This is a genomic window from Chromobacterium alticapitis (genome assembly GCF_002924365.1).
Taxonomy (GTDB): domain Bacteria; phylum Pseudomonadota; class Gammaproteobacteria; order Burkholderiales; family Chromobacteriaceae; genus Chromobacterium; species Chromobacterium alticapitis.
This window is the reverse complement of record NZ_PQWB01000153.1, coordinates 1-20,829: the sequence shown is the minus strand read 5'-3', so window position 1 is coordinate 20,829 and position 20,829 is coordinate 1. Positions and strand designations below refer to the sequence as shown.

At 59.0% G+C, this 20,829-nt stretch carries 17 protein-coding genes and 3 pseudogenes; 11 read left to right on the top strand and 9 right to left on the bottom strand.

Going from position 1 to position 20,829, the window contains the following annotated elements; genetic code table 11:
- Positions 1-98: 98 nt before the first annotated feature.
- A complete protein-coding gene (locus tag C2I19_RS20015; RefSeq protein WP_103904360.1) occupies positions 99-848 on the bottom strand; it encodes an endonuclease/exonuclease/phosphatase family protein in 750 nt (249 codons plus the stop codon).
- 226 nt (positions 849-1,074) lie between these two features.
- Between C2I19_RS20015 and C2I19_RS20005 the strand changes: the two are divergent.
- Both C2I19_RS20005 and C2I19_RS22325 read left to right on the top strand, forming a co-directional pair.
- Positions 1,075-1,691 (top strand): annotated as a pseudogene (locus tag C2I19_RS20005) (IS5 family transposase); the annotation flags it as partial.
- Positions 1,692-1,876: 185 nt separating this feature from the next.
- A pseudogene (locus C2I19_RS22325) lies at positions 1,877-2,047 on the top strand (IS1595 family transposase); the annotation flags it as partial.
- A gap of 47 nt (positions 2,048-2,094) precedes the next feature.
- Here C2I19_RS22325 and C2I19_RS19995 read toward each other — a convergent pair.
- Positions 2,095-2,298, bottom strand: a complete 204-nt coding sequence (locus C2I19_RS19995) for a cold-shock protein (RefSeq protein ID WP_021476955.1) — start codon at positions 2,296-2,298, stop codon at positions 2,095-2,097.
- A gap of 419 nt (positions 2,299-2,717) precedes the next feature.
- Here C2I19_RS19995 and C2I19_RS19990 point away from each other — a divergent pair.
- Both C2I19_RS19990 and C2I19_RS19985 read left to right on the top strand, forming a co-directional pair.
- Positions 2,718-2,882 (top strand): annotated as a pseudogene (locus tag C2I19_RS19990) (IS5/IS1182 family transposase); the annotation flags it as partial.
- 171 nt (positions 2,883-3,053) lie between these two features.
- Positions 3,054-3,533, top strand: a complete 480-nt coding sequence (locus C2I19_RS19985; RefSeq protein WP_199181296.1) for a hypothetical protein — start codon at positions 3,054-3,056, stop codon at positions 3,531-3,533.
- 503 nt (positions 3,534-4,036) lie between these two features.
- Here the strand turns inward: C2I19_RS19985 and C2I19_RS19980 are convergent.
- The 4 genes from C2I19_RS19980 to C2I19_RS19965 form a co-directional block, all read right to left on the bottom strand.
- The gene (locus tag C2I19_RS19980) at positions 4,037-5,035 is read right to left on the bottom strand and encodes a hypothetical protein (protein ID WP_103904357.1); all 999 of its coding nucleotides are present in this window, start codon (positions 5,033-5,035) and stop codon (positions 4,037-4,039) included.
- 18 nt (positions 5,036-5,053) lie between these two features.
- Positions 5,054-5,785 carry a pseudouridine synthase gene (locus tag C2I19_RS19975; protein ID WP_103904356.1) on the bottom strand — a complete coding sequence of 244 codons (732 nt, stop codon included), beginning with the start codon at positions 5,783-5,785 and terminating at the stop codon, positions 5,054-5,056.
- Between the two features lie 122 nt (positions 5,786-5,907).
- Positions 5,908-6,465, bottom strand: coding sequence for a hypothetical protein (locus tag C2I19_RS19970; protein ID WP_146056892.1), 558 nt, complete (start codon positions 6,463-6,465; stop codon positions 5,908-5,910).
- 87 nt (positions 6,466-6,552) lie between these two features.
- The gene (locus tag C2I19_RS19965; protein ID WP_158253776.1) at positions 6,553-7,608 is read right to left on the bottom strand and encodes a DNA-binding protein; all 1,056 of its coding nucleotides are present in this window, start codon (positions 7,606-7,608) and stop codon (positions 6,553-6,555) included.
- 400 nt (positions 7,609-8,008) lie between these two features.
- Here C2I19_RS19965 and C2I19_RS19960 point away from each other — a divergent pair, with 400 nt between their 5' ends.
- From C2I19_RS19960 to C2I19_RS19940, 5 genes are all read left to right on the top strand, one after another.
- Complete coding sequence (locus tag C2I19_RS19960) at positions 8,009-8,662, top strand: DUF1842 domain-containing protein (RefSeq protein WP_103904353.1); 654 nt, start codon at positions 8,009-8,011, stop codon at positions 8,660-8,662.
- 49 nt (positions 8,663-8,711) lie between these two features.
- Positions 8,712-9,260: a DUF1842 domain-containing protein gene (locus C2I19_RS19955; RefSeq protein ID WP_103904352.1), complete on the top strand. Its 549-nt coding sequence runs from the start codon at positions 8,712-8,714 to the stop codon at positions 9,258-9,260.
- On the top strand, positions 9,260-10,798 hold the full coding sequence (locus C2I19_RS19950; protein ID WP_199181295.1) for a GDL motif peptide-associated radical SAM/SPASM maturase: 1,539 nt from the start codon (positions 9,260-9,262) through the stop codon (positions 10,796-10,798). The genes C2I19_RS19955 and C2I19_RS19950 overlap by 1 nt, the downstream gene beginning before the upstream one ends.
- Positions 10,799-10,942: 144 nt before the next feature.
- The gene (locus C2I19_RS19945; protein ID WP_103904350.1) at positions 10,943-12,031 is read left to right on the top strand and encodes a tyrosine-type recombinase/integrase; all 1,089 of its coding nucleotides are present in this window, start codon (positions 10,943-10,945) and stop codon (positions 12,029-12,031) included.
- A gap of 71 nt (positions 12,032-12,102) precedes the next feature.
- Positions 12,103-14,217 (top strand): putative bifunctional diguanylate cyclase/phosphodiesterase, encoded by a 2,115-nt coding sequence (locus C2I19_RS19940; protein WP_103904349.1) that lies wholly within the window; start codon positions 12,103-12,105, stop codon positions 14,215-14,217.
- A gap of 216 nt (positions 14,218-14,433) precedes the next feature.
- Here the strand turns inward: C2I19_RS19940 and C2I19_RS19935 are convergent, their stop codons facing one another.
- Entirely contained in the window at positions 14,434-14,889 is a 456-nt protein-coding gene (locus tag C2I19_RS19935) for a ricin-type beta-trefoil lectin domain protein (RefSeq protein WP_103904348.1), read from the bottom strand.
- A 384-nt stretch (positions 14,890-15,273) separates the two neighbouring features.
- On the opposite strand from C2I19_RS19935, the gene C2I19_RS19930 reads away from it, so the two are divergent.
- Positions 15,274-16,098 (top strand): glycosyl hydrolase family 18 protein, encoded by an 825-nt coding sequence (locus C2I19_RS19930; RefSeq protein ID WP_103904347.1) that lies wholly within the window; start codon positions 15,274-15,276, stop codon positions 16,096-16,098.
- A 73-nt stretch (positions 16,099-16,171) separates the two neighbouring features.
- Here the strand turns inward: C2I19_RS19930 and acnB are convergent, their stop codons facing one another.
- Positions 16,172-18,760 carry a bifunctional aconitate hydratase 2/2-methylisocitrate dehydratase gene (gene acnB, locus C2I19_RS19925; RefSeq protein ID WP_103904346.1) on the bottom strand — a complete coding sequence of 863 codons (2,589 nt, stop codon included), beginning with the start codon at positions 18,758-18,760 and terminating at the stop codon, positions 16,172-16,174.
- A gap of 193 nt (positions 18,761-18,953) precedes the next feature.
- On the opposite strand from acnB, the gene gcvA reads away from it, so the two are divergent.
- Positions 18,954-19,853, top strand: coding sequence for a transcriptional regulator GcvA (gene gcvA, locus C2I19_RS19920; protein ID WP_103904345.1), 900 nt, complete (start codon positions 18,954-18,956; stop codon positions 19,851-19,853).
- Here gcvA and C2I19_RS19915 read toward each other — a convergent pair whose 3' ends face one another.
- Positions 19,854-20,645 carry a substrate-binding periplasmic protein gene (locus C2I19_RS19915; protein WP_158253775.1) on the bottom strand — a complete coding sequence of 264 codons (792 nt, stop codon included), beginning with the start codon at positions 20,643-20,645 and terminating at the stop codon, positions 19,854-19,856. It abuts the gene before it with no gap.
- Positions 20,646-20,829 lie beyond the last annotated feature (184 nt).

Below are 20,829 nucleotides of genomic sequence, written 5' to 3'. Positions count from 1 at the left end.
GCACGGCCTTGATTTTTATCGAATTTTGCGAATAAGCCATTGAAGTCAATGGGTTGGCTTCAGTCATGAATATTCATTCCGAGTGCGGCGGCCCTGCCTCATTGCAGACTCAGCTCGGCGCATAGCGGCAAGTGATCGGACAAGCCGGACCAGGGCCGGCCGGACAGAACTTTGGCCGACTCCACCCGCAGGCCGCGCACATAAATGCGGTCCAACGTCAGCATGGGCATGCGCGCCGGGAAGCTTTGGGCATGGCTGCCATGCAGTGTCAGGAAAGCCTCTTCCAGTCCGAGTTCATCCCTCAGCAGCGAACTCGCCTCGCCGCGCCAGTCATTGAAATCCCCGGCCAGGATCAGAGGCTGATGCTCGGAAATGGCCTGCTGCACATAGTGAGCCAGACCGCGGTATTGCTTGCGTCTATCGAAAGCCAGCAAATTGAAATGCCCACACAAGGCCACTAGCGGGCGCGGCCAGCCTTCCGGTTGCACAACGCACTGCAGCACGCCCCGGCTCTCGAAGCGGTTGACGGAGATGTCCCGGTTACACCATTCGCCAACTCGAAACCGGGTCAATAAGGCATTGCCGTGATGCCCGTGCTCGTAGCTGGCGTTCAGGCCATACACCGCCTGGTGGGACAAGCGCTCTGCGAGAAAGCGATGCTGCGGTTGAAGCGGCCAGCGCTGATGGCGCAGCGAGCGCTCCAGATTCCTGCCCTGGACTTCCTGCAGAAACAATAAATCTGGCGCCAGGTCCGCCAATGCCTCTGCCATATCGAGCAGCTGGACATGACGGTTCAGCGGGGACATGCCCTTATGGATGTTGTAAGTGCATATCGATATATTATTCATTAATAATCAATGCCTTACGGAAAATTCTTTGTCCGATAGGTGAGGTGAGATCATGGATTCCGCTCTTTAAAAATCAATGACTTACCCGGTTATTTTGGAAATTCAATGGCATATTTGGCTGCTTGAACTTACGGTTCTCCTCTTTGTTTCTAGGCCATTTTTTTCATGGATTGTTCCGCCGGACTTTGTTGCATAACCCCGCCACCAGCTGCGGTATGCTAAGGCGATGAACACCGTAGCACCCCAGAACAAGAAGCCCAAGCAACGCTACACGACCACCAACTGGCATGACTACGACGCGGCGCTGACCGCACGCGGATCGCTCCTGGTTTGGCTCGACAAAGACATGCAGTGGCTGGCCGAACCTACCGGCAATAACGGCCGTTGCGCCAGAGTCTGGGCATGGCGCAAAGCCTGCTGCAATTAGCGGGATTCGACTGGCCGGCGCCGGACCACTCCACCGTATGCCGTCGCCAGCGCACTTTGCAGGTCAAGATCGGCTATCGCCGCAACAACGGCCCGCTGCATCTGCTGGTTGACAGTACAGGCATCCAGTTTCTGGGCAAGGGCGAGTGGAAACGCAAAAAACATGGCGCCGAATATCGTCGGCAATGGCGCAAGGTACACCTCGGTATCGATGCAGAAACGCTGGAAATCCGGGCCATCGAGGTGACTGGCAATGGTGCGGGAGACGCGCCGATACTGCCGGAGCTGTTGATGCCGTTGCCAGCGGATGAGCCAATCGCTACGGCGATGCTGGATGGCGCTTATGGCACCCAGGGCTGTTACGCAGCGCGACTTGAGCGGGGGATCCTGCCGGTGATTCCGCCGCGCAAGAATGCCAATCAGTGCAGCACTTTTATAACTGCTTGACCTTGCTTTTATCAGACAGCACGGCCTTGATTTTCATCGAATTTTGCGAATAAGCCATTGAAGTCAATGGGTTGGCTTCAGCCATGAATATTCATTCCGAGTGCGGCGGCCCTGGATGTTCACTTTTGGGCGGGGTTATGCAACAAAGCCCATGCCATAGCCGCTTGAAACTTTGGATGGTGCGATTCCACGGGGTTGCCGCCAAATACCTTGAGCACTATCTGGGGTGGCGACGGATGCTGGAGCGCTATCAGCAAACCATTCAGCCTTGCCACTGCTTGCAGGAGGCGGTGGGGCGTCCCTTGCAACACATTATTGGGACATAGCCAAAAAAAAGCCCACTAGGGGCTTTTTTGATAGCAGCAATAATAATTTAGAGAGGCTGAATGCCGGATGCTGCCGGGCCCTTTTGGCCCATGGCTCGGGTGTAGCTCACTTTTTGGCCTTCATGCAGCGATTTGAAGCCATCGGCACGAATTTCAGAAAAATGAGCGAACAGATCATCACCACCATTGTCCGGGGTGATAAAGCCAAAACCTTTTGCGTCGTTGAAAAATTTAACGGTACCAGTTTCCATAATGAACTCCTTGTGTCAGTAAGGGCAGCAAAAATTGCCAATGGCATGATAATCAAGGAATAGATAAGGAAACAAAGAAGACCAGCTAGGTGGGCAACGAGGTGTCGATAGATATGACGCTTGAAAATCCTGCTTATCTATTTTGCACAGCTTGCCTTTCAATTGTCAACAAGATTTCTGGAGGGGGCTCAGACTGGCCATTCTGATCTGCTCCCAGTCTATTATGCATCCCCTTTCGATTGACACAACGCTTGCTCCGCCTGTCGGCGGCGGATCAGGCTGGCCAGCACCCCGGCTCCCGCGCGGGAACTGCGTTACCGCGCCGGCTTCGTCGCCCACGCTCAGCAGCCGCAACAGGGTGAGCTTTGCAGATTGTCCAGGCCGACCAGGGTTCTGCCCGTTAACCACTACGTTCGGAACATCGCCGCAGCTTGGTGGAAACCAAGATGCATTGCTTCAAACGGTTGGGTGAAAGGGTGACGGCCCGGCGTTTCGATGGTCAAGTGACAGAGCTGCAAGTACGCACTGCCATCTTGAACCGCTTCAGCATGCTGGGCCGACCATGCACGGAGGCAGTGGCGTAAATCCGCTTAGGGAAAGGGGAGCCTCGCCCGGTTCAGGATTTATGCAACAGCGCCCATTGCTGTCGAGAAAAGAAAATTCACACTTTGTAAAAAAATAACAACATTTAAATATCCCCAAGATAATAAAATAGCCAAGCAAAAAGACAATGTCATTTATCAAGAGGGGAAATCATGAAGAAACTCACACTGGCCTTCTGTCTGCTGGCCCTGCCTCTAGCTGCGCTGGCCGATGGCAAATCCGACTGCAAGGCAGCGGCCGGCAGCTATTTGACAGGTACGGTGGTCAGCGGACCGACCTTCGCTTACGGCCAATCGCTCAATGGCGTTGAACTCTCCCATACCCATGTCCGCCTGAAGGCAGATCAGGATGGTCGGAGCTATGACGTGGCGATGGATAATGTCTTCGCTTCCGGCTACGACTCCGCCGGCGAAGACGTGCCCTACCCCTTGAACACCATCCAGCCTGGCGACCGTTTGCAATTATGCGGCCAACCGTATACCAGTGGCGTTGGCATCCACTGGGTGCACACTAACTGCGGCGTCAAACCGACCAGCCGCCAGCCGAACGGCTGGGTCAAGAAGATCAATTCTGACGGTTCAGTTAGTGGCAACTACGAATCCAATACCGAATACTGCCAACTGTGGCCGTAAACCGTCGACGGGTTGATTGAAAGGCTATTCGCCAGCTGCAAGGAAGCGTACTTTTGATTGCAAGAGCAGGCCGTAAGCCAGGTGCCATCATTCATCGCGGCCTTGCAGAAGCAGCTTTGCCCAGGCCGCCGGGATCGCCCGGCGGTTTGCATTTTCACCAGGCGCGGGCCTTGGTGGGCACGCCCGAGCGCTCTGCGGCAGTTTGCTGGCCTGTGCGTAGGCTGCGATGAATTCATTCTTGTAGGCGGGAGAAGGCCCTGGATATATTGCTGCGCAATCCAGCAGCGTGCCAGCGAATGCTCGCCGCAAAGTTCGCCTCCACTCATGCTAACTGCCGGCGTGGCGGCGTCGCTCTCGTGCCTGCATTGGTCGCCATCCAGTGAAAAACCATAAAAAAACCCCGGCCAGGAGGTCGGGGCAGATTCAACCGACCGCCCTGAGGCCGATTGAAACTCGTACTGTATTCAGCATAGCCGCTTCGTCGCTATATGCAGCGTTTTTACTTACGCATTCCCAAACTGCCGCCGCAACTCGTCAATGGCCTCGCGGCGGATGCGTACCGGCATCAGCGCTCGGCGTATGGGTTGGGTCTTGCCCAGCACTACTTCCTCCAGCTCCAGCGCCGTCCCCTCGTCTGTCTCGCCTTCCAGCTTGATACCCATGCGGTTGAGACGCAAGGTGACTGACTGCAAGCTGAAGTAGTCTTCTGGGCATTCTAAGACTTGTCGCACCATCTGCAGCAAGCCCTCCAGGCTTGCGTGCTCGCGCAGCGCGTCCAGCTGCGGCCTGACTTCATTCAATCGTGCATCGACAGCCGGCAGCGATTCTGGCAAATCGTCGCCGGACTGCCCGTCCACAATCATGCAGTCCGACGATTGCAGCGCCATTCGGCGCAGTTGCAGGCGAGCCAGTTCGGCTTCGAGCTGTTGCCTGGCTTGCTCCATCAGGCTCAATTGTCGCGCGATCACCGAGCCAAGCACATCCAGTGCATGCGCGCCGGAACGCTGCTGAAAAGCTTCCCAATTGGGACTCGGCATCATCAATCTATGGCCGTCAAAACTCACCACGATCTGCGCAACGTCGCTGCGCAGATCGCCGTTTTCCATCGCCACGCCAAAACGCCTCGTCTCGCTGCGCTGCATGGTCAGCAAGGCCCAGGCCTCGTCGCCATTTGAAGCGGACAGGAAGAACTCCCGCAGCCCATCGCTGCCATCCAGCAGCTCCAGCAGGCTGGATGGCCCGGAAAACAGCAAACCGAGCCGAGGGTCGCGCGCAAAGCCATGCAATGACAGCTCCAACACCGAGGGCAGTTGCGTCATCAGCGAGGAAAGGTAGACTTGAGAGGTGCGCATGCCCGGCGCGAGCGCATCTTGGTAGCTGGGCAGCAGTCGCAGTCGCCGGTCGCAAATGTCTATCAATTGCTCAACCTGGGCGGCTAGTTCGCGCGCGCGCTGTCGACTTTGCTGATCCCAGCCCAATTTACGCAGCCATCGCTCGAACATGCAGCCTCCCTGATTGTCTTAGAATTGTTCGTCGTCGCGCAGATAGCGCCATTGGCCGGTTGGCAGATTCCCCAGCTTGACCTTGCCGATGGCGATGCGTTTCAGGCCCACTACGCGCAGCCCCACTAGTTCGCACATGCGGCGGATCTGCCGCTTCTTGCCTTCGCGCAGCACGAAACGTAGTTGGTCCTCGTTCTGCCAACCCACCTTGGCCGGCAGCAATTTCTTGCCATCCAGCTCCAGTCCGTGGTTCAGCAGCGCCAGCCCATTGGGAATCAGCTCCCCCTCCACTCGCACCAGATACTCCTTTTCCACCTCGGAGTTTTCGCCGATCAGATGCTTGGCCACGCGGCCATCCTGAGTCAGCACTAGCAGGCCTACCGAGTCTATGTCCAGCCGGCCCGCCGGCGCCAGGCCCCGCAAGTGCGATGGCTGGAAGCGTTTCCGGCTGCCATCCTCAGCCCATTGATTTTCCGGTTTGACCAATACCACGGCAGGCTCGTAGCCATCCTCCGCCTGGGCGGACACATAGCCCATTGGCTTGTTCAGCAAGATTGTGACGCGGGCGGATTGGGCATCTTGGGCCTTTTTGTCGACTTCGATCAAATTGTGCGGCAGCACCTTCTGTCCCAGAATGGCGACTTCGCCGTCCACCTTGACCCAGCCTTGTTCGATATAGCTGTCAGCCTCCCGGCGCGAACACAGCCCTAGTTCGGCCATGCGTTTTGACAGGCGTACAGGTTCTTCCATTTGACTTTCCGTAATGAAAAAGCGGCCCCGCTCGCATTGCGCCGCGGGGGCCGCTTATTGAATTGTTCACTATTGTAGGGGATTGCGCCCAAACTAGCCATGTCGGGCGTCAAGCTCCCCCGTCAGGCGCTGCCGGGCTGCGGTGGGGCGCTCTCCTGGGATTTGCCGCCGATGTACAACAGGCTGCTCACGCCGAGCACGCCGAGCCATAGCGTATCGATTTCGTAAAAATGATCTAACTGGATGGACTTGTAGACGAAAGTCAGTCCAATGCCTAAATTGGCCAGCAGCGCCTGGTAGCGGTGGACGGAAATGCCTTGGCCGTCATCCAGCACATCTCGCAGCCAGCCGCGCGAAACGCCCACTGGAGGCGAAGCGTCGGCTGGCGTCACCATGCCGGCCACCCCCGTCGTGCCTGCGCTGATGCCCAGCAGCGCCAGCACTTGCGGCGTGGGCGAAAGCAGATTGCCGGTGAGAATCAATAACCAGCCCGTCACCAGGGCCACCAACATCGTCCACCAGTATATCTGGCTTCGCGCCAGGCTGAAGGTCTGCTCTCCGGCCTTTACGCTCGCAACAAGCGCGCCCCTGTCGCGCAGGATGGAGGTTTTCCAGGCGAATAGCGCGAATACGGCTAAAATTCCAGCCGCGTACAAAACTGCATATCCCAGAGAGGTCATGCCGACTCCTTGTCAGTTGGGTTGCGACCCATTCAACATAGTCAGCGCGCAATGGATGTGCAGCGGCTGGAGTGATAGGCAGTATTTCTACTGGTTGGCCTCTGGCCATTGCGCGGCCAGCCAGGACCTCCACTCGTCCTGGCGAGTAGGCAGCGTCCCCGACGCTAGCGCCGCGCAGGTCCGCTCCAGCCACTGCTCGCGCAGCAAGCGAGTCCGCTCCTGTTGCGTTGCGAGATCAGCGGCCTGGCTCAGTGCCAGGCGGCCGGCAGCTTCGCCGGTCGCTCTTAGTGCGCGCAGTTCTTCGCGCAGTTCATCGATAGCCTGTCGCGCCAGCTCCAGCCGCGCATTCAGCCCGCCATTCTCGCGCTCGCGCTCCAGTACGCGCTCCCGCCACAAGCCCTCCACCTTGGCGGCATCCTGCCTTGCTTGCTGCAAGGCGGCTTCCTGCTTTTGAAGCTGCTGCTTCATGTCTGTGCGTTCGTCTTCCACTTGCTGGTAGAGCCGGACTCGCAGCCCCTCCAGTCGCTCGTATGCCAGGGATTCTTTGCGTTCGGACATTTCGCGCGCCTCGCGCAATTGCTGCTCATGTTTTTCTTCCAGCTCCGCCTGCCTGGCCTCAGCCTGCTTGCGTCCTTGCGCCAATTCTTGCCGCAAAGACTCTTGCGCGGTCAGGAGCTCCTGTCTTTCCGTTTGCAATTTTTCGCTATGGAAACGTTCCTGGCGCAAAGCCTCATCCAGCTCGGTTTGCTTGGCCGCGCGCAGCTCCAGTTCATGTCGCAGCGATTGCGCCTCGGTCTCCATTCGATTCAACCCTTGCAGCAGCTCATCTCGCTCGATGCGCAGCGCCGCCTCGGCGGCCTCCACTTCCCTTCGCACGGCATCAAGCTGCTGCTCGGCTTCATCGCAGGCTTTTTGCCAAATTTGCTCAAAGGCTTCCGCAAGGCTGGGCGGCCAATCGGGTCGACGGGATGAGATGGAGATTCTGGACAGAAATTCCTGCCGCCATTCCTTGAGCGTGTTGTTGATTGTGGTGTTTGAGCCGCTGCCCAATTTGGCGCGCACGTCCGCCACCGTGGGCCAGACGCCCTCGCTCACCAATTCAAACGCCGCCTGGCGAATCCTTGCATAAATATCCGCAGCCATATCATCCCACCCCTTTAGCAAGGAGCCAGTGTAGCAAATATCATCGATAAAATATATTACGTATATCATTTATTTTATATCTAAATGATAGAAAATTTCCGATAATTATACTTATCGGAAGTTTTTCCGCAGAGCTGCATGCGCCAGCTACATCGAGCACCAATGGCCTTGCGTGCTAGATTCAGCCTTACTCACCACTGCATGGCGTATGCGTATCACCTCCCCCTTCATCAGTCGTATTGCTGGAATTTCGCTCGCAACTCTAAGTATTTCCACCCCTGCAAACCTGTTCTTATTGTCACGGCGCTCCTTGCTTCAACTGCTAAACCAATAAGCACTGGCAGACCGCCCCGCGGCCAGCAAGCCAGATCATGCCCACTCAACAATCAAGGAAGATGACATGAGCGAAACGACCAATCTGTCTGTGCCCCCTTACGGCACCGCGCTGCAGCAAGCACAGGGCGCAGTCGGCCACCCGCAAGATGGGCTATTTCCGGTCAGCTATATCATCACAACCGGCGCGGCCGGTGCGCAAAACCTGGCACTGACCCTGCTGGTCAACACCGTTTCGGACACTGTGGTGGGTTTTGCCAAAATCACCCAGGCGGTCACGCCTTCCGCAGAACCCCCATTCACCTCCGATGTTTGGGGGCAATACACCTACCTGACTGTTATGCCGCCGTCCGATGGCCGCATCCTAGTGACCGCCCAAGGCAACCATGGCGGCCCCCACGCCAATTCCCCGGTCAACTTCAAGATCGAGCTGCTGCTTGATCGCAGCTGGACTGAAGGCACCGCCAACTATAGCTACTTCAACGGCCAAGCCTGGATCAGCCTGGAAAACGTCCCGGCCAAGCTGAATCGCGAACTGGGCCGTCTGCCTGTCAGCCACAAACCCGGCCATCCGATCATGCCGATGTATGCCGTCGCGATTCAATCCGCCGTAGCCAAGAACGACTCCGCGGAAATCAGCCGGCTGAAAAGCGCCGCGGAGCAGCAGCGCGATAGTCTGGTCGGCGCGGTTCGGCAACTCAAAGAGAAGTTCGAGGGTTAACTGAAACCCTCCGCAAACACACTTGATCCAATTTCATTCGGAGCACTCCATGTTTGAAGAACTCTTTCTCGTTCGACTGGCAACCGCCAACGCGGCATTCGGCGCGCCGGAACTGCATCTCAACCTGATTGTGGACGCCCCGACCAAAAAAGTGGCCGGCACTGCGCGCGTGAGCCAAAGCACCAATCCGCCAGTGAACTTTCAGGCGCACGTCTGGGGGCACTACTCTGCCCTGGGGGACAAAATCATCCTGGTTCTGGATGGTAGCCCCACGAATCCGAGCAGCAAGATCGCGGAAACCTTCCATCTGCGTGGACAGCTATCGCAAGACTGGCAGAACGGCGCCGTCAGCTATCGCTACTTCTATAACGGCGACTGGCATAGCGTTGCCAATCAACCGCTGGCCGCCACCTCCACCGTAGCCGAGGACATTTCCGCCACCAGTCCGAACGCTCATTTCCACACGTTGTACGCAGTCGCGTTGACCGACGCCGCCCGTGCCGATGTCAGCGACACCAAGGCCAAGCAACTGATCGCCGAGGCCGAGGAACAAATCAAGAGCCTGAATCAAGCGCTGGAAAAGCTGAACAGCCGCTGATGAGCCAGATCCTCCCCTGCTGGGAGGATTACCCCACTGTCCGGGCTACGCGCCCGGACTTTTGCCTAGGATTTCCCATGCCCGACAGCCAAGACAAGCGGCCTGCCCGCTATCTCAGTCATGAAGATTTTGAACGCTACAATCCCGTGCATGTGGTTTGGGAAATCACCTTGGCCTGCGACCTCAAATGCTTGCATTGCGGCTCGCGAGCAGGGCATCGCCGCTCCAGCGAATTATCTACGGAGGAATGCCTGCAGGTGATAGAGGCGCTGGCCAAGCTTGGCACGCGAGAAATCACGCTGATAGGCGGCGAGGCCTATCTGCGCAAGGATTGGACCCAGCTGATACGCGCGATACGAGGTCACGGAATTTATTGCGCCACGCAAACGGGCGGACGAAATTTGACGCAGGCAAAACTGCAGGAGGCAGTTGAAGCTGGACTGAACGGAGTGGGGGTTTCACTGGATGGACTCGCTCCCTTGCACGACAAACTGCGCAACGTTCCCGGCTCCTTCGACAAAGCCAGCGATGCGCTGCGACGCGCCAAGGCGGCGGGACTTGCCGTCAGCGTCAACACGCAGATCGGCTCAGCCACCATGCCGGACCTGCCCGCCTTGATGGACCACATCATCGGGCTGGGCGCCACGCACTGGCAGATCCAGCTGACTGTGGCCATGGGCAATGCGGTAGATAATGATCAGGTTTTGCTACAGCCCCACCGCGTGCTGGAGCTGATGCCTTTACTCGCCCAACTGTATCAAGAAGGATTGGAGCGAGGCCTATTGATGACGATAGGCAATAATATCGGCTATTACGGCCCCTACGAGCACCTCTGGCGCGGCTTTGGCGACGAACGCGTTCACTGGGCCGGGTGCGGTGCCGGGCAAACGGTAATGGCGCTGGAAGCCGATGGCACAGTCAAGGGTTGCCCTTCTCTCGCCACAGTGGGATTTTCCGGCGGAAACGTACGCGACATGGCGCTGGAGGACATCTGGAGGCATAGCGAGGGCATACATTTTGGCAGGCTACGATCTGTGGACGACTTATGGGGCTATTGCCGCAGCTGTTATTACAATGACGTCTGCCGAGGCGGCTGTACTTGGACCTCGCACTCACTACTGGGCAAGCCTGGCAATAACCCCTATTGCCACTACCGCGCGCTGGATCTTCAGCAAAAGGGCCTGCGCGAACACATCGTCAAGCTGCGGGATGCCGCGCAAGACTCTTTCGCTGTTGGCCGCTTTGATTTGATCACCGAGGAGGTCGCCACCGGCAAAGTGGTCAGCCAGATCAGCCGCAGCGGGCAGGTCATTGAGCTGGCCTGGAAAAACCGCGGCAAACAGGCGCCCGAAACAGGGCGCCCGCCAACACAACTGGCCTTATGCCGCAGTTGTAACCAGTACATTCATCCCCATGAAACCACTTGTCCCCATTGCAAGGCCAATGTGGCCGTGGCGGAGCATGCCCACAAGCAGCGGCAGGCCGAAAGAAACGAAGCCATCCAAAGGCTGCGCATCTTGCTGGGAGAGCTGGACTGACCCGACTCACGCGAAATACCCAAGTTTCCGCCTGCAACTCACATTTGCGAGGTCACTCGCTGCCTGGTCAGTGCTCACTCCAAATCAGGCGGCGAGCGTCGTTTTAGCTTGCATTTTTCGCTCGAATCCCTACCATGACACGCCATGCTGCCCGACACGCTTCGCCTGCCCTCCGGCCCGGTTCAACTGATCCAGGCCCAATCCGACGCTCAAGCCGTGCTTACTTGGCTGGCCGAGCATGCGGACAAGCCCGCCACCCTGGCTGGCTATCGCAAGGAGGCTGAGCGCCTGCTGCTCTGGCTAGGTCGCCGCGGGCAGACCTTAGCGCAAATGAAGCGCGAGGACGTGCAGGATTATCGCCGTTTCCTCGCCGCGCCCCATCCGGCCGAGCAATGGATAGGCCCTGCCCGGCCACGCAGCCATCCAGACTGGAAACCCTTCAGCAAACCGCTGTCGCCGCAAAGCATTCATCATGGCATGACCGTGCTGGGCGCGCTATTCGCTTACCTCAATGCGGCGGGCTACTTGAATGGCAACCCTTTCAGGCTGTTGCGCAAGCGCGGAAGCGCGCCCGGGCGGCAAGATATTGAGCGTTTTCTCGATGCTGCCTGCTGGTCCCACCTGCTGACCACATTGGGAAAGCTGCCGCGCCATTCGGAGCGGGAGGCCCGCCATGCCGAGCGCGCGCGCTGGCTGTTCACATTGCTTTACTTGACTGGCGCTCGCCGCAGTGAAGTCGCCGCCGCACTCGCGGGAGATCTGACTCAGCGGCACGGCAATTGGTGGTGGAACGTCATTGGAAAAGGCGGCGTCTCCGCGCGAATTCCCTTGTCAGACGAGCTGATGGATGCCCTGGCCCGATATCGGACTAGCCTCGGGCTGCCGGCCAAACCCGCGACCGGCGACGACACGCCCCTGGTATGTCGAATAGGCGCCAAGGGCAAAATGACGCCGCTATCCGACAAGGCCATCTATCTGATTTGCAAGGAAGTCTTTTCCAGGGCGCAGCAAGATGCAGATAGCGACGAAATGAAAGCCCAGCTGCGTCGCGCCTCTACCCACTGGCTGCGCCATACCGCAGCAAGCCATCAGTTGGAAGCCGGCGTGCCGTTGCTGCTGGTCAGCCAAAACCTGCGCCATGCCAGCATCCAGACAACCCGACGCTATTTGCATAGCGAAGAGGATGCGCGGCACCAGGCCAGCCAGTTGCATAAGACTCGCCGCAACGAGTAAACCGCGCGGACTGATATCTGACAGGCGCGATTTCGCCTAGACTGATCTATCATCCGCACTGAGAGGTCGCCATGGCGCCGCCCCTCCGCCCTTTTCGGCTGATTCCCTATTTCTTTCTGCTCTCGCTGCTGCTGATGGGCTGCGCCACTGCGTTGATGGCGGGCTATCTGCGGCATTACTCATCTGAACAACTGCTGAAGTTGGAAAAGAACCGCGCAGCCTCGCTGGTGCAGATTTTTGAAAACTCATTATGGGCGGATTTTCGCCCGCTGATCTCGCTTTCCAAGCAACCAACCCGGCTAAAACAGGCGGCAAGCAATCCAGAATTGCGCACTGCAGTCGTCAGTCTGATGCGGAACAGCGATGTGATACGGGTAAAAATGTATGCGCCGGACGGCATCACCGTATTCTCAACCGATGCCAGGCAAATAGGCGCAGACGAAAACGACGATGACGGTTTTCGCCAGGCGGTTACGGGCACGCCGGCCAGTGAACTCGCGCACAATCACAGCATAGATGCCTTCGAACACACTCTGACCGAGCGCGACATCATCTCTACCTATGTGCCGGTGCGTGGGCCGACTGGCCGGGTCGAAGGCGTGCTGGAACTATACCTGGATGCCACGCCTTTTGTGATGGATGCAGCCCATCAGTTGTGGTGGCTGACGCTGGCCATTGTCGGACTGATGGGCATACTGTTCATCGCGCAAATGCTGGTGGTCAGGCACGCCGGTCGCGTGATCGCGCAACAGGCAGCCTCTCTGGCTGAGGCCAACCGAGAATTAGACCGTCGCGTAGCAGACAGAACCCGGGAACTGGAAACCAGCAACCAGCGGCTGCACAGCGAAATCGCCGAGCGCAGGCGCGCGGAGGCTACGCTGGACAGGCTGGCCCACCACGATACGCTTACCGGCCTACCCAACCGGTTGCAGTTCCAGCAGCGGCTCGCTGGCGCGCTGGGTCGTGGAGAGGTCGGTGAACATGGCCTGGCCATGCTGTTCATAGACCTGGATCGCTTCAAGGACGTCAACGATACCCAGGGACACCATGTGGGCGATCAATTGCTGATCGCCGTGGCTAGCCGTCTGGCCAGTCACGTCGCCTCATCGGATCTTCTGGCGCGGCTGGGCGGCGATGAGTTCGTCTGCCTTATGGAGGGGCTGGCTAGCCAGAGTTCTGCGGACGCTGCTGCTGGCAGCTTGCTTTCCCTGTTCGAACGGCCCTTCGATATCGCCGGTCAGGATATCCACCTTTCAGCCAGCATAGGCATAGGCTTCGCCCGACAAGACGGAGCGGATGCTGATACGCTGCTGCGCAATGCCGACCTTGCCATGTACCAGGCCAAAGCCGCGGGCCGCAACCGTTACCAGCGCTACACGCCGCAGCTGTCTGCTGCGATTGAGGAAAGAGTCAAGGTGGAGCGCCACTTGCGGCAAGCGATAGCGACTTGCGAGATAGACGTCCACTATCAGCCCAAAATCCGCTGCGCTGATGGCGTCCTGCATGGCGCGGAAGCCTTGGCGCGCTGGCGCAGCCCCATCTTGGGCGATATCGGCCCTGCCCGCTTCATTCCCATCGCGGAGGAAAGCGGGCAGATCGAAGCGCTGGGCGATCTGGTGCTGGATAAATGCTGTCGCCAGCTAGCTCAGTGGCGCAGCGCCGGCTTTATCCCACCTGTCGCCTCGGTTAATTTGTCCGTCAAACAACTAGAGCGGGCCGACTTTCCCGAGCGTGTCATGGCCCTGCTGCAAAAGCACCGCCTGCCGCCGGAATGGCTGGAACTGGAAATCACCGAAAGCGTCATCATGACCGCAGACGACGCCATCGCTGCCTTGAGCGTCTTGCGTCAATTGGGCATTCGCTTGTCCATTGACGACTTTGGAACCGGCTACTCTTCCTTGTCCTATTTGCAAGAATTGCCTGTGCAGACACTGAAAATAGACCGAGCCTTCGTCTTGGGCATTGGCTGCGGACGAAATGGCGAAGCCATCGTCCGCAGCATTCAGTCTCTGGCCGACAATCTGGGGCTGGAAACCGTAGCAGAGGGCGTGGAAACCATCGAACAGGAGAGCTTTCTGAAAACGGTCGGCTGCACTGCAATCCAGGGCTTTTTGTACGCCAAGCCGCTGCCGGCCGCGGAATTCGAGGACCGCTGGCTTCAAGCAACGGCAATCAACCGCCGCTGACGGTTTAGATTAACAGCGAATGCGGCTATCGATCAGGAAGCGGGTAGCCCTGCTGGATGGAGTAAAGGTTGGGCTGGCTAGCGTGTTGGGCGGGAAGGATTCTCCGTGCAGTGCAGAAAAATGCCCCCGCGAGTTCGCTATGCGCGCAAATGTAATGCGCGACATTGGGACGCTCATCTCAACGATGCGCGCCCCTGTCAATCGGAATCGTTTCCCTTATTGCCGCTGCCAACGCTGGCGGCCGGAGCCGTCATCCGTAGCCCATAAGTCTACCTTGGCGCCATCCGCCGTGCAGCTTAGGTAGACTCGTCCGGAATTGACGCCGCCAACTACCTTGATATTGAAGTAGCTGGGAATATTGGAGTTAAGCGGCACGAAATTCCAGCGCTGCCGACCAGAGCCATCATCCACTTCCCACAGATCGACTTTGCTGCCGTCTTCCGTGCAGCTCAGATATTTGCGGCCGCCCGTTGTGCCGCCCGATATGATGATGTTGTACACGTCAACATATCCTGAAACCAGCACGATATCCCATTGCTGCCGGCCCGAGCTATCGTCCACGCTCCATAAATCCACAACTTTGCCATCAGATGAGCAGCTGAGAAGCGACCTATTGCTGGAAAGTCCGCGCAATACCTGGATGTTCTGATTCTTGCCTTGAAGATCACTCATTTATCTACCCTTTCAATGAGAAAACATGACAAAACATCAAGCCTTGATCCAAAAAATGTAATATGGATAATTCAGTGGCCTGAACAACTCGCCACATCAACATAGGACACGATTAATCTCATTGCGATACAAATGGCATTAAAATGGCAATAAAACACCACATCTAGTATTTTTACGTAATAAGTATGCGCGCAAACCAATACCTGCCGCAGGCTCTACGTGACAGATGCTCCATCGCGCGTGTCTAGCGCGCCTCCTATATGACCAATAGTGAAGCCCTGCCGCTTGCCATGCATTTATCTGACAAATTTGCCAGTAGCGAGTGACGGAATCATTGCCAAGCATGGGAATGCTTTCCTCTCCATTCATCAGAAAGGCATCGCCATGTCCAGAGTCGCGTTTCCCACCCCTTACGCGGGCAGCTATTACCCGATCTACAACTCGGGCGTGAACCAATATATCCCGCCCACTTCCGCCATGCCCCTGGACTTGGTCAGCGCCCTGTTCGTCGCCTTCGCCCATGCCTATCCGCAGGGACAGGGCGCGGTGCTGCAGCTGGAGCAAGGCCAGCCCGAAGAGCCGCAGCGTCTGAGCGGCCTGGTGTCATTCGCGCGCGCCGCCAATCCGCAGATCAAGATCTTGATTTCCCTGGGGTGGGGGCATAATGACTGGAGCTATATCAGCCAGGATGTCCAAACTGGCGCCAACCTGTTCGTTCCCAGCGTGATCGACTTGATCCGCCAATACGGCCTGGACGGCTTCGATATCGACGACGAGCAGATCAATGGCTCCTCCGGTTCGATTTCCCAAGCCGACTTCAATCAGGTCATCGCCAGCCTGCGCGGCGCACTAAATACAGCCGGCGCGCAAGACGGCAAACCTTACTTCCTGACCATCACGCCCGCCTTTGGCCGAGGCCAGGTGGACAAGGACAATATGGCGAATTTCGACCTGATCAACTGCCAGAATTACGGCGGCACCTCGCCGAGTGATTTCATCCCGCTTGGCTATCCGCGCGGCCAGATCGCCTGGGGCATCGATACGGAAGGCTGCTCGCCCGATTTCCCGTCTTCCGCGGATATCTCCGGATTGGCTGGTATTTTCAATTGGACCCTGTCCGCCGACAGCGCATGCGGAAACTTCCAGTACACGCGGCAGATCGCTGAAACGGTGGGCTATAGCAGCGAGGCGGAGTTCGCCGCGAAATAATCCGGCGCAAAAAACGCCGCCCTCCCTTGCGGGATGGGCGGCGTCGCTTTGTGTTAGCCCCGTCGTGTTGTTATCAGGCCTTGCTGGCGGCCAGTTCCTGATATTCCTGGATCTGGTCGAAGTTCAGGTATTGATAAACCTCGGCGCCCTTCTCGTTGATGATGCCGATGTTCGCCTGATATTCCTCCACGGTCGGAATCTTGCCCAGCTTGGAGCAGATCGCGGCCAGCTCCGCGGAGCCCAGGTACACGTTGGAGTTCTTGCCCAGACGGTTCGGGAAGTTGCGGGTGGAGGTGGACATCACGGTTGCGCCTTCGCGCACCTGGGCCTGGTTGCCCATGCACAGCGAGCAGCCCGGCATTTCCAGGCGCGCGCCGGCGCGGCCCAGCACGCCGTAGTGGCCTTCCTCGGTCAGCTGTTTGGCATCCATCTTGGTCGGCGGAGCCACCCACAGGCGAACTGGGATGTCGGACTTGCCTTCCAGCAGCTTGGAAGCGGCGCGGAAGTGGCCGATATTGGTCATGCACGAGCCGATGAACACTTCGTCGATCTTGGTGCCGGCCACCTCGGACATGAACTTCACGTCGTCCGGGTCGTTCGGGCAGGCGACGATGGGTTCCTTCACATCAGCCAGGTCGATTTCGATCACAGCGGCGTATTCGGCGTCGGCATCGGCCTTCAGCAACTGGCCGTTGGCGATCCACTCTTCCATCGCCTTGATGCGGCGTTCCAGCGTGCGTGCATCCTGGTAGCCATCGGCGATCATCGCCTTCATTAGCGTGATGTTGGAACGCATGTACTCGGCGATGGGCGCCTTGTTCAGGTGCACGGTGCAGCCGGCGGCGGAGCGCTCGGCCGAAGCATCGGTCAGTTCGAACGCTTGCTCAACCTTCAGATCCGGCAGGCCTTCGATTTCCAGAATGCGACCGGAGAAGATGTTCTTCTTGCCGGCCTTGGCCACGGTCAGCAGGCCTTGCTTGATCGCGTACAGCGGGATGGCGTTGACCAGGTCGCGCAGGGTCACGCCCGGCTGCAGCTTGCCCTTGAAGCGCACCAGCACCGATTCCGGCATGTCCAGCGGCATCACGCCGGTAGCAGCGGCAAAGGCGACCAGGCCGGAGCCGGCCGGGAAGGAGATGCCGATGGGGAAGCGGGTGTGGCTGTCGCCGCCGGTGCCGACGGTGTCGGGCAGCAGCAGGCGGTTCAGCCAGCTGTGGATCACGCCGTCGCCCGGACGCAGCGATACGCCGCCGCGGGTGGAGATGAAGGCCGGCAGTTCCTTGTGCATCTTCACGTCTACCGGCTTGGGGTAAGCGGCGGTGTGGCAGAACGATTGCATCACCAGATCGGCGGAGAAGCCCAGGCAAGCCAGGTCTTTCAGCTCGTCGCGGGTCATCGGGCCGGTGGTGTCCTGCGAGCCGACGGTGGTCATCTTCGGTTCGCAGTAGGTGCCCGGACGCACGCCCTTGCCTTCCGGCAGGCCACAGGCGCGGCCAACCATCTTCTGGCCCAGCGAGAAGCCCTTGCCGGAATCGACTGGCGCCTTCGGCAGGCGGAATTCGGTGGAGGCCGGCAGGCCCAGCGCTTCGCGCGCCTTGGAGGTCAGGCCGCGGCCGATGATCAGGTTGATGCGGCCGCCGGCGCGCACTTCGTCCAGGATCACTTCGGACTTCAGCTTGAACTCGGCCACCACGGCGCCGTTCTTTTCAATCTTGCCGACGTACGGATAAACGTCGATCACGTCGCCCATTTCCAGCTTGGACACGTCTACTTCGATAGGCAGCGAGCCGGAGTCTTCCTGGGTGTTGAAGAAGATCGGCGCGATCTTGCCGCCCAGAGTCACGCCGCCGAAGCGCTTGTTCGGCACAAACGGGATATCCTGGCCGGTAGCCCACACCACGGAGTTGGTGGCGGACTTGCGCGAGGAACCGGTACCGACCACGTCGCCCACGTAGGCCACCAGATTGCCCTTGGCTTTCAGGTCGTCGATGAATTGCATCGGGCCGCGCTTGCCGTCTTCTTCCGGCTTGAAGGCCGCGTCGGCGCGTGTGTTCTTCAACATGGCCAGGTAGTGCAGCGGGATGTCCGGGCGGCTCCAAGCGTCCGGCGCCGGCGATAGGTCGTCGGTATTGGTTTCGCCCGGCACCTTGAACACGGTGACGGTGATTTTCTCGGCCACTTCCGGACGGCTGGTGAACCACTCTGCGTTAGCCCAGGACTCGACCACCTCCTTGGCGACGGCGTTGCCCTTGTCCATTTTTTCCTTCACGTCGTGGAAGGAATCGAACATCAACAGGGTTTTCTTCAGGCCGGCTGCGGCGATTTTGGCCACAGAGGCGTCATCCAGCAGGTCGATCAGCGGCTTGATGTTGTAACCACCCAGCATGGTGCCCAGCAGCTCGGTAGCCAGCTCGCGCGAAACCAGCGGCGACTTCACGCTGCCTTCGGCTACGGCGGCCAGGAAGGAGGCCTTGACCTTGGCCGCGTCGTCCACGCCCGGCGGCACGCGGTGGGTGATCAGCTCAACCAGCGTGGCCTCCTCGCCGGCAGGCGGGTTCTTCAGCAATTCGACCAGTTCTTCTACCTGCTTGGCGGACAGCGGCAGGGGCGGAATGCCCAGCGCGGCGCGCTCGGCAACGTGCTGACGATAAGCTTCTAGCATGACTCGGGACCTTCTTGGCTTTGGTTGTCGGCAAGCCCGCCGACGCCAGGCCGCCGGGCTACACTCGGTGCTTCCGCATCCTCCGCGCGCGGGGCGCGGCGGATATACTCTTTGTAGTGGCAGAAGATTACGCGTTTCGGCGCTAGCATACAAACGAGTAATCGCAACACGCATTGTGAGATAAAATCACAACATGAGCACTTACCCTCCCCTGAATTCATTGCGCATTTTCGAAGCTGCGGCGCGCCTGGAAAGCTTTTCGGCCGCCGCGGGCGAGCTCTTCGTCACCCATGGCGCTGTGAGCAAACAGATTAAGCAACTGGAAGACTGGCTCGGCCTCGCGCTATTCGAGCGCAGCGGCGGGCGCGTCAAGTTGACAGACGCCGGCTGGCGCTATTTGGTTCAAGTGCAGGACGGATTGGACCTGATCGCCAACGCCACGGCCCAACTGCTGCAACCGGACACGCAGCGTCGGCTCAGCATCAACTCCACGCCCACTTTCGCCGCTTACTGGCTATTGCCCAGGCTGCAGCGCTTCCGCGCGCGCTTTCCGGAGCTAGAGCTGCATCTGGTGACATCGGACCGCGACCTGTCTCGGTTGGATGCGCCGTTCGACATCGCCATCCGGCGCGGCCCCGGCGACTGGCCCGGCCACATCGCCAAGCCCTTTTTGAAGGAGTGGGAACTGCCCTTGGCCAGCCCGGCCCTGCTTGAACGTCTGCCCTTGAATAGCCCGGCAGATCTGGTCTCCCACACCCTGCTGCATGCGGACACCCGCCCCACTGCCTGGCAGCGATGGCTGACATTGGCTGGCGCGGCCGAGTTGAAACCGGCCAGCGCCATGCATTTCGACAAGTTCTCGCTGGCCCTGCAGGCGGCCATAGACGGCCTTGGCGTGGTGCTGGGGCCCCTGCCGATGGCGAAAGCCCTGATAGACGCGGGCCGGTTGCGGCAACCGCTGCCGGCGCCGGTGGTGAGCGTGCGCGATTACTGCTGGGTGGCGCCACGCATGGCGGCAGAAGATCCAACCGTCACCGCCTTCTGCCGCTGGTTGGAGAGCGAGGCCGACGGCGCTGGCGCGCTTGATCAGTGATCAGCCCGCCGTCTTGGCCGTTCCCGGTGGCAAACCGATCAGCCTCACATCAGCGGGAGCGGCATCGCGCGGCAGCCATTTGTTGTAGATCCGCTTGAAAGAGCCGTCTTTCTTGATGGCCGCGAATCCATCCTGCCATCGTTTCACCTCGTCGGCGGGCGTGCCGCGTGAAAAAGCCAGATACAGCTCCAGCGATTCCAGCACCCTCACCACCTCCACCGTGTCGGAAGGCTGACGGATGTCCTTCAGTACCGACGAGACGACAAAGCCACCCTCCACCCACATATCGTAACGGCCGAGCAGCAGCTTCTGCGCCGTCACTTGCGGCGTAGGCGCCAAATCCACCTCGACAAAGCCGGCTGCGGATGCCGCGTCGGCGAAGATGCTGCCGCGATAGGCTCCCACCGGCCGCTGATAGATGCCGGCGCCCAGCGCCAGCAGCTTTTTCGCCTCGCCCTTGCGCGCCAGAAGCACGGTTTGCGAAATCGCGATCGGCCCCAGCAGCGTCATCTGTTTCTCACGAGCCTCGCTGCGGCCAACGGTGAACAGCATGACTTCAGGGTTGGTCAGCAACTCTTTGTAGCCGCGCGCCCACGGCACCACCTCGATGGGACTGTTGTCGCGGATGCGCTCTTGAATTTCCCGCACCACCTCGACAGCCATGCCATCGGCCACGCCGTTGCGCTGAAACGTGATGGGCGGCCAGTCTTCGGTGTAGATGGTTAAGGCGCGGGTAGGCGCAGACCAAGCTGCTAGGCTGAACAACAATAAGGCGAGAGAGCGAATCAGCATGACCCCTCCTGAAGGCGCCGCCAAGCCTTGAGGCACAAGCGCTTCTTGGCCATGGGACCTTGGCTGAATATTGCCTGCTGGGCAACGCCTAGGGGCTGTTGACGTTTCACATAGGCAACCATAGGTATGCGCACGCCATGGCGACCACGCTCTCATAGTTACACTTCAATTTGTCGTATCGGAA

Coding starts and splice junctions, on each gene's coding strand:
- C2I19_RS20015 (WP_103904360.1), bottom strand. CDS start 848: ATGAATAATATATCGATATGCACTTACAACATCCATAAGGGCATGTCC.
- C2I19_RS19995 (WP_021476955.1), bottom strand. CDS start 2,298: ATGGAAACTGGTACCGTTAAATTTTTCAACGACGCAAAAGGTTTTGGC.
- C2I19_RS19985 (WP_199181296.1), top strand. CDS start 3,054: ATGAAGAAACTCACACTGGCCTTCTGTCTGCTGGCCCTGCCTCTAGCT.
- C2I19_RS19980 (WP_103904357.1), bottom strand. CDS start 5,035: ATGTTCGAGCGATGGCTGCGTAAATTGGGCTGGGATCAGCAAAGTCGA.
- C2I19_RS19975 (WP_103904356.1), bottom strand. CDS start 5,785: ATGGAAGAACCTGTACGCCTGTCAAAACGCATGGCCGAACTAGGGCTG.
- C2I19_RS19970 (WP_146056892.1), bottom strand. CDS start 6,465: ATGACCTCTCTGGGATATGCAGTTTTGTACGCGGCTGGAATTTTAGCC.
- C2I19_RS19965 (WP_158253776.1), bottom strand. CDS start 7,608: ATGGCTGCGGATATTTATGCAAGGATTCGCCAGGCGGCGTTTGAATTG.
- C2I19_RS19960 (WP_103904353.1), top strand. CDS start 8,009: ATGAGCGAAACGACCAATCTGTCTGTGCCCCCTTACGGCACCGCGCTG.
- C2I19_RS19955 (WP_103904352.1), top strand. CDS start 8,712: ATGTTTGAAGAACTCTTTCTCGTTCGACTGGCAACCGCCAACGCGGCA.
- C2I19_RS19950 (WP_199181295.1), top strand. CDS start 9,260: ATGAGCCAGATCCTCCCCTGCTGGGAGGATTACCCCACTGTCCGGGCT.
- C2I19_RS19945 (WP_103904350.1), top strand. CDS start 10,943: ATGCTGCCCGACACGCTTCGCCTGCCCTCCGGCCCGGTTCAACTGATC.
- C2I19_RS19940 (WP_103904349.1), top strand. CDS start 12,103: ATGGCGCCGCCCCTCCGCCCTTTTCGGCTGATTCCCTATTTCTTTCTG.
- C2I19_RS19935 (WP_103904348.1), bottom strand. CDS start 14,889: ATGAGTGATCTTCAAGGCAAGAATCAGAACATCCAGGTATTGCGCGGA.
- C2I19_RS19930 (WP_103904347.1), top strand. CDS start 15,274: ATGTCCAGAGTCGCGTTTCCCACCCCTTACGCGGGCAGCTATTACCCG.
- acnB (WP_103904346.1), bottom strand. CDS start 18,760: ATGCTAGAAGCTTATCGTCAGCACGTTGCCGAGCGCGCCGCGCTGGGC.
- gcvA (WP_103904345.1), top strand. CDS start 18,954: ATGAGCACTTACCCTCCCCTGAATTCATTGCGCATTTTCGAAGCTGCG.
- C2I19_RS19915 (WP_158253775.1), bottom strand. CDS start 20,645: ATGCTGATTCGCTCTCTCGCCTTATTGTTGTTCAGCCTAGCAGCTTGG.